At 32.3% G+C, this 7476-nt stretch carries 9 protein-coding genes; 6 read left to right on the top strand and 3 right to left on the bottom strand.

From position 1 onward, the window contains the following. Positions 1–48: 48 nt before the first annotated feature. From AAC084_RS09805 to AAC084_RS09820, 4 genes are all read left to right on the top strand, one after another. Positions 49–1224 (top strand): mechanosensitive ion channel, encoded by a 1176-nt coding sequence (locus tag AAC084_RS09805; protein WP_339839996.1) that lies wholly within the window; start codon positions 49–51, stop codon positions 1222–1224. 186 nt (positions 1225–1410) lie between these two features. Next, positions 1411–2823, top strand: a complete 1413-nt coding sequence (gene rlmD, locus AAC084_RS09810) for a 23S rRNA (uracil(1939)-C(5))-methyltransferase RlmD (protein WP_339839997.1) — start codon at positions 1411–1413, stop codon at positions 2821–2823. Position 2824: 1 nt separating this feature from the next. Beyond that, positions 2825–3331 carry a DUF6452 family protein gene (locus AAC084_RS09815; protein WP_339839998.1) on the top strand — a complete coding sequence of 169 codons (507 nt, stop codon included), beginning with the start codon at positions 2825–2827 and terminating at the stop codon, positions 3329–3331. Beyond that, a complete protein-coding gene (locus AAC084_RS09820; RefSeq protein ID WP_339839999.1) occupies positions 3312–4079 on the top strand; it encodes a DUF6048 family protein in 768 nt (255 codons plus the stop codon). The genes AAC084_RS09815 and AAC084_RS09820 overlap by 20 nt, the downstream gene beginning before the upstream one ends. On the opposite strand, the gene AAC084_RS09825 is transcribed toward AAC084_RS09820, so the two are convergent. Together AAC084_RS09825 and AAC084_RS09830 are read right to left on the bottom strand one after the other, a co-directional pair. Next, the gene (locus AAC084_RS09825) at positions 4074–4304 is read right to left on the bottom strand and encodes a hypothetical protein (RefSeq protein ID WP_339840000.1); all 231 of its coding nucleotides are present in this window, start codon (positions 4302–4304) and stop codon (positions 4074–4076) included. The genes AAC084_RS09820 and AAC084_RS09825 overlap by 6 nt on opposite strands. Next, complete coding sequence (locus tag AAC084_RS09830; protein WP_339840001.1) at positions 4301–5470, bottom strand: THUMP domain-containing protein; 1170 nt, start codon at positions 5468–5470, stop codon at positions 4301–4303. Before AAC084_RS09830 ends, AAC084_RS09825 begins: the two co-directional genes overlap by 4 nt. Positions 5471–5564: 94 nt before the next feature. Here AAC084_RS09830 and AAC084_RS09835 point away from each other — a divergent pair, with 94 nt between their 5' ends. Both AAC084_RS09835 and AAC084_RS09840 read left to right on the top strand, forming a co-directional pair. Next, entirely contained in the window at positions 5565–6236 is a 672-nt protein-coding gene (locus tag AAC084_RS09835) for a ZIP family metal transporter (protein ID WP_339840002.1), read from the top strand. Continuing rightward, entirely contained in the window at positions 6237–6662 is a 426-nt protein-coding gene (locus tag AAC084_RS09840; protein ID WP_339840003.1) for a DUF4268 domain-containing protein, read from the top strand. It abuts the gene before it with no gap. Between the two features lie 44 nt (positions 6663–6706). Here the strand turns inward: AAC084_RS09840 and AAC084_RS09845 are convergent, their stop codons facing one another. Continuing rightward, entirely contained in the window at positions 6707–7339 is a 633-nt protein-coding gene (locus AAC084_RS09845) for a hemolysin III family protein (protein WP_339840004.1), read from the bottom strand. Positions 7340–7476 lie beyond the last annotated feature (137 nt).

The raw sequence follows: 7476 nt of genomic DNA on the forward strand, positions 1-7476 counted from the left end.
AAAATGGTGTCCTAATTAATACACCAACCTTTATTTAAATACATATATATGAACTATTTAGAAAATATTATGAACAGCCTTACCAACTCGGTCGGAGATTTTTTACCAAGCACAATAGGCGCAATCCTTATCCTTATAATAGGATGGTTTGTTGCTGGTTTTATCAAAAGACTAATTACCAAGTTTATAAAACGCACCAAAATAGACGATAAAATGGGCACAGGCAAGGTTGAGTTTTCTTCCCTTATCGGAAAACTTATCTACTTTTTTATTATGATTTTTGTTTTCATGCTTGCCTTAGAAAAGTTAGGTATGACAAGTGTTTTAGATCCTGTTAAAAACTTGCTTAACGGTTTCACCAATTACATTCCTAATATTGTAGGTGCTGGCTTAGTAGGCTATATAGGTTATATGCTAGCAACTATAGTTTCAGAACTCGTAGGTCTTTCAGGCGATACCATTCAAAGCTTGGTACCAAAACTAAAACTGCCTGAGAATATTGATTTGGTCAATATTCTTAAAAAAATTGTTTTCATATTTATTTTCATTCCTCTACTGATTACAGCTCTCAACATTCTGAACATGGATGCCATTTCTGTACCGGCAACCCATATGCTAGAACAATTCTTTAATGCTATTCCAAAAATTCTAGTAGCAGTTATTATAATTATAATTTTTGTGGTTGGAGGTAAGTTTGTTGCAGGTTTACTAATAGATTTGTTAGAGAGCCTTAAATTAGATGGTATTGTTAAAAAAATGAATCTTGGAGGGATTTCTTCAAACACAAACCTTCCTAAATTGATTGGTAATATCGCATTTTTCTTTATTGTACTCTTCGGAATTACAACTGCTTTAGAAAAGTTAGAGTTTGCGAAACTTACTGAAGTATTAGACACCTTAGTAGGTGTATCAGGAAATATACTATTTGGTTTGATTATTTTGATTATTGGTAATTGGATAGCTTCAATTGCTCACAAGGCAATGGCTAAGGACCAGAACAATCTGTTTGTTGCTTCAATTATTAGAATGTGTATTTTGGCAATTTTCTTAGCAATGGGACTTAAAACAATGGGTATTGGCGATGATATTATTAACATGGCTTTTGGTATAACATTGGGTACCTTAGCAGTTACCATTGCCCTTTCTTTTGGACTTGGAGGAAGACAGGCTGCAGGAAAACAAATGGAGCGTATTTTAAATAAATTCAACAATAACAAGGAATAATTTCACCCAATTATCAAAATATTTAATGAGCAAGAAAACCTTATAATGAGGTTTTCCTGCTTTTTTTCAATCAGCACTTTCTTCTATATAAATTTGGAGATTATAAATACCATTTTTAACTATTTTTAATAAATCCGATTGGATGGATTGTTATAATAAATGCAATGGGATGCTTACTTTTGCGCTATGCGAAAAAAGACAAAGCGACAGGTTTTTGAAAATGTAACGGTGTTAGATGCTGCGGCCAAAGGTAAAACTATTGGAAAAGCCCCTGATGGAAGAGTAATCTTTTTAACCAATACAGTACCTGGTGATATAGTTGATGTTCAGACTACAAAGAAACGTAAAGCTTATTTTGAAGGAATAGCCACTACTTTTCATTCCCTTTCAGATAAAAGAGTCGACCCGGTATGTCAACATTTCGGTGTTTGCGGTGGTTGCAAATGGCAAGATATGGGTTATGAGCACCAGTTATTCTACAAACAAAAAGAAGTTGAGAATAATTTAAAAAGAATAGGTCATTTAGAATTACCAGAGTTAACGCCCATTCTTGGATCTAAAAAACAATATTTCTATCGTAATAAAATGGAGTTTTCATTTTCAGATAGTCGTTGGTTGACCCTTGATGAGATACAATCTGATAATCAAATTACAGATAAAAATGCCTTAGGATTTCACATACCTGGTATGTGGGATAAAATATTGGATATTAAAAAATGTCATCTTCAAGAAGACCCATCAAATGCCATTAGGTTAGAAACAAAAAGGTTCGCAGTTGATAATGGTTTAACTTTTTTTAATCCAAGAAATCAATATGGTATGTTGCGTACCTTAATGATTCGCACCACTTCAACAGGTGAGATTATGGTTTTGGTACAATTCTTTGAAAATGATAAAGAGAAAAGAGAGTTACTTTTAAATCATCTTTCTGAAACTTTTCCTGAAATTACCTCCTTGTTATATGTTATCAATCCGAAATCAAATGATACTATTTATGATCAAGAAATAATTTGTTTCGCTGGTAGAGATCATATTTTTGAAGAGATGGAAGGGCTTAAATTTAAAATTAATGCTAAATCATTCTATCAGACAAATTCAGAACAAGCTTATGAATTGTATAAAATAACAAGGGATTTTGCTGATTTAAAAGGAGATGAACTTGTTTATGACCTTTATACAGGTACAGGTACTATTGCGCAATTTGTTTCTAAAAAGGCTAAAAAAGTAGTAGGTATTGAATCGGTTCCTGAAGCAATATTAGACGCAAAGTCAAATGCGGTACGTAATGATATCGACAACGTAGATTTCTTTGTCGGAGATATGAAAAATGTCTTCAATGAGCAATTTATTGCCCAAAATGGTGTGCCAGATGTAATTATAACGGACCCACCTCGTGACGGTATGCATAAAGATGTAGTACAGCAAATACTAAACATTGCTCCTAAAAAAGTAGTTTATGTTAGTTGTAACAGTGCAACACAAGCTAGAGATTTAGAATTGATGAAAGATATGTACATCATAACGAAAGTGCAGCCTGTAGATATGTTTCCGCAAACCCACCACGTTGAAAATGTTGTACTTTTAGAAAAGAAAGTTTAATATGAGAAGTTTTCGAATTGGCATCTTAGTATTCATAGGCATCCTATCTGTAGCATCTTGTGAGAAAGATGATATTTGTGTAGAAGGTGATACACCTTTGTTAGTTATAGAATTTTACAATATCTCAGACACATCGGCATTAAAAACCGTTCCTACGCTAAGAGTGGTAGGCGTTGGTAAAACTGTAACGGTCAATACTGTTGCTGATAGAACAGCGTTGAGTACAATTTCAATTCCATTAAAAACAGATGCAGACGCTACTAGTTTTATAATTATTTCAGGTTCTGCTTCTGCAGAGGATGGTTCAGAAACCGGGAATATAGATACGATTAATTTCTCTTATCAAAGACTTGAAGATTTTTTATCTCGTGGATGCGGTTTTGTTGTTAACTACGATAATTTACAAGCTAGTTTATCAACAGACACGGATAATTGGATTAAAGATATAGAAATAATACGATCACAAGTCACCAACTCAGATTCTACACATGTCAAGATTTTTCATTAATCTTTATTTTTCATTTTTCTTGTGCTTTGCTTTTAGCCAAAGCAAACCAATTGACCTAAACGCAAAAGACACCATAGTATACAAACAATCGTATGGTATTAGTTTAGGAATAGATTTAAGCCGTATCATCACATCTTCTTTAGATGATAATTATAAGGGATTTGAAATCGTTGCAGATTATAGGTTAAAGCCAAATTTATATATCGCAGCAGAACTAGGAAACGAAGAAAAAACAAGACAAGAAGATCTTTACAATTTCACCACATCTGGTAGCTATTTAAAAGTAGGTGTAAACAAAAATAACTATGCCAATTGGTACGGTGAGCATAATTTAATTTATTTAGGCGGGCGATTGGCTTTCAGTAAATTTGAAAATACGTTAAATAATTATCAGTACTTCGATACAAATCGCTATTGGAGTGAAGAAGGTTTTGCTAGTGGCTCTGATATACCCGAAAAATTCTCGGGGCTTTCAGCTACTTGGTTAGAAGCCGTTTTTGGCACTAAAGTTGAGTTGTTCTCGAACGTTTATGTAGGCGCAAGTATAAGACTAGGACTTATCATTTCTCAAAAAGAAGATGAACGGTTTCCTAATTTATGGATACCAGGATTTAATAAAGTAACCTACGACAGTAATTTTGGAGTCGGTTATAATTATAGTATTTCTTATTTTTTACCACTTTACAAAAAGAAAAACAAAGTAGAAAATAAAATTGAACAATCGAAAAAAGAAACAGAAGAATTATAGTTCTTTAAATCCTTTCATAAAAATCCATTTCATTACAATTTTATCTACACCTTCCTTTTTGACAACTGCAAATTTAGGAGCCAAGAAAGATGCTGCTATCGCAGCTATTAAAGACATGTAAAAAGATTCTAACTGAAGAATTAGATTTAAACCAAAACGAAAAATAATAAAAAGAATAGCAAATCCTAAAAAGTTATAGACGAGTACTTTAAACTTTGGTTTCATTTTTCGTCGTTATTTTGGTACTTAGCTTTTTTACTACCCTCATACATTTCATATTTAACCAACCGAGATTCCAAGTGACTATTAAATACTTTAATTTTGCGAGAAGGTCGAAGACCTACAAACTTTAATGCCGGTAGATTACTGGTAATAAACCAAGCATTTGTGCCCGGATAACCCTGTTTTAAGGTGTCACCAATGGCACTATAAAAATTTTCCATATCTATATCTAATCTCTCTCCATAAGGAGGATTAAAACACATATGCAAAGGTCCTTCAGTTTCCTTTTCGGTTTTGAAAAAATCTTTTCTTTCAACCGTAATATAATCTGTGAGGTTGGCATTCTCAATATTGTCTAAAGCTTTTCTAACCGCTGAGGGTGCTTTATCGTATCCAATTATTTTATGATGAAACTCTCTTGTTTTCTTAAGGCTAGAATCAATAATTTTTTCAAATAACTCGGCATCAAAATCAGACCATTTCTCAAAGGCAAATCCTTTCCTATTTATATTGGCTGGTATATTACATGCAATCATAGCTGCTTCTGTTAACATAGTACCACTACCACACATAGGATCAAGAAAATCACTTTGACCATCCCATCCACTCATTAACAGCAAACCTGAAGCAAGAACTTCATTTATAGGTGCAATATTCGTTGCTGTACGATATCCTCTACGATGCAAAGAATTTCCAGAACTGTCTAATGAGATATTACAATCATTATTATGAATATGAATGTTAATTCGTAAATCTGGGTCTTTAATATCCACATCTGGTCGAGTGCCATCTGTATCTCTAAACTTATCTACAATAGCATCTTTAGATTTTTGTGAGACATATAATGAATGAGTAAACTCCTCAGAATTCACAGTAGTATCTATTGCAAATGTTTCACTAACAGAAAGGTATTCTGTCCAATCCATTGCATAAATTTTTTTATACAAATCATGTTCATCTCTAACTGAAAAAGAATGAATAGGTTTTATTATTTTAATTGCTGTTCTTAGGCAGAGATTAGCTTTATACATAAACCCTAAATCTCCTTCAAAAGAAACGTTACGAACACCTTCTACAACATTGCTAGCACCAAGATTTCTAAGTTCTTTTGAAAGTAGTTCTTCAAAACCAAATAGGGTCTTAGCGACCATTTTAAAATTATTACTCATATCCATTTTTTCTCGTACCGCAAAAATACGCTAATTTTGACGCTAGATTAATTTAAGACCTATTTCCTTTTAATAAAGCCTAACCAGCATCAACATGATTTATATTTTACCTGTTCTGGGAGTGCTCCTAAGTTTTCTTTTTGTAGTAATCACCAAACCTCAAAAAAATGAATATTTTAAACTTCTATTAGCATTTAGCGGAGCATTCTTATTAGCACTAACTATTTTTGAATTATTACCCGAAGTATATACCCATACTGACCCTAAAACAATTGGTATCTTCATAATAATGGGTATTTTGTTTCAAATATTTCTTGAGTTCTTTTCAAGAGGCGCAGAACATGGGCATGTACATATTTCCAAAGAAAGTACAAGTTTTCCATGGCTACTATTTATTAGTCTTTGTATCCATTCATTATTAGAAGGCTTACCAATAGGCACCAACGACACTATTATTTATGGTATATTAATTCATAAAATCCCTATAGCTATAATTCTGAGCATCTTTCTACTAGGTTCCAACATAAAACCAATATATGCAGGTCTATTCATGATTCTTTTTTCCATTATGACCCCTATAGGAACCTATTTAGCACACACTATAGAAATATTATCGATTTATGCCGATTATCTAAACGCATTAGTAATTGGAGTGTTCTTACATATTTCTACTGTGATTTTATTTGAGAGCTCTGAAGGACATAAGTTTAATCTAAGAAAACTTTTAGTCATTATTTTTGGAATTATCATAGCCTACTTTTTATAAATGTACAGTAAAGAAGATTCAAGAAAACTACGTGAAGAATTTTGGATTGCCTTCGGAAAATCATTCCCGACCAAATGGATATTATATAAAACGAAGATAAAAGGTTTATCCTTTAAATTTCATTTCGACTTAAAAATGGCAATAGTTTCCATAGATGTCGATACCGAATTCGAACAACGAATAAAAATTTGGGATAAACTTGTTGCATTAAAATCAATTATAAAAGACGAATATCTTCCAGAAGCGGTTTATGAGGATTTCTTTGTTCTAGAAAACCAAAAAGATATTTCGAGGATTTATGTTGAATTAAAAGATGTATCTATCCACAACAAAAACAGCTGGAGAGATACAATGGAGTTTTTAAATAAATCGATGTTACAAATTGAAAAATTCTTTGACGAGTATAAAGAGATTATTGAATCTTAGAATTACATTGGCTGATAAGATTTACACAATAGTTACTACTAAGATCAAATTACATCCACGTAAATAAAAAACCAATGACTTATAGCGCCTGCTAACACAAATAAGTGCCATATAAAATGATTATAAGGAATCTTTCGAATAGCATAAAAAATAATACCGATGGTATAGAATGCCCCACCAAGCATCAGAAGTTGAATACCTAATTCAGTTGTCTTATTTAACAGATTTTGAAAATCCAATATAATTAACCATCCCATTACCAAATATAACAGCAACGATAAGATTTCATATTTACCAGTGAAAAATAATTTTAATATCGTACCAAATAAAGCAATACCCCAAACTGTATATAGAATTAACCAACCATTCCCGTCTACTAATGTAATTAAAGCTACAGGGGTATATGTACCTGCAATTAGGTAATAGATATTGATATGGTCTAGAATTCTAAGCCTTTGTTTCCAAACTTCATTTCTAGCACCATGATATATAGTGGACACCGCAAGCATACTAATCAAAGTAACACTATAAATTATAATGCCTAATAAAGAATAAAATGATTGGCTAGAGTTAAAATATACTAAAACAAAAGCTCCTATAATTGCTAAAAAAGTTCCAACTCCATGCGAAACTACATTAAGATACTCCTCATCACCAAACCGCGGTAAATACCTCATTTATTATCAGACTTTCTAATTACTATATCACTTATAAAGATACAAACACTAGTATCATCTATATCCTAAATTTAAATTTTGGGCATAAAAAAAGTCCCTTACATTTCTGTAAGGGACTTTCGAAAAAGGCGGCTACC

Origin of the sequence: uncultured Maribacter sp. (assembly GCF_963977385.1) — a bacterium.
Taxonomy (GTDB): domain Bacteria; phylum Bacteroidota; class Bacteroidia; order Flavobacteriales; family Flavobacteriaceae; genus Maribacter.

Bases quoted from the DNA above. Each gene is read 5' to 3' on its own strand.
- AAC084_RS09805 (WP_339839996.1), top strand. From the start codon at position 49: ATGAACTATTTAGAAAATATTATGAACAGCCTTACCAACTCGGTCGGA.
- rlmD (WP_339839997.1), top strand. From the start codon at position 1,411: ATGCGAAAAAAGACAAAGCGACAGGTTTTTGAAAATGTAACGGTGTTA.
- AAC084_RS09815 (WP_339839998.1), top strand. From the start codon at position 2,825: ATGAGAAGTTTTCGAATTGGCATCTTAGTATTCATAGGCATCCTATCT.
- AAC084_RS09820 (WP_339839999.1), top strand. From the start codon at position 3,312: ATGTCAAGATTTTTCATTAATCTTTATTTTTCATTTTTCTTGTGCTTT.
- AAC084_RS09825 (WP_339840000.1), bottom strand. From the start codon at position 4,304: ATGAAACCAAAGTTTAAAGTACTCGTCTATAACTTTTTAGGATTTGCT.
- AAC084_RS09830 (WP_339840001.1), bottom strand. From the start codon at position 5,470: ATGAGTAATAATTTTAAAATGGTCGCTAAGACCCTATTTGGTTTTGAA.
- AAC084_RS09835 (WP_339840002.1), top strand. From the start codon at position 5,565: ATGATTTATATTTTACCTGTTCTGGGAGTGCTCCTAAGTTTTCTTTTT.
- AAC084_RS09840 (WP_339840003.1), top strand. From the start codon at position 6,237: ATGTACAGTAAAGAAGATTCAAGAAAACTACGTGAAGAATTTTGGATT.
- AAC084_RS09845 (WP_339840004.1), bottom strand. From the start codon at position 7,339: ATGAGGTATTTACCGCGGTTTGGTGATGAGGAGTATCTTAATGTAGTT.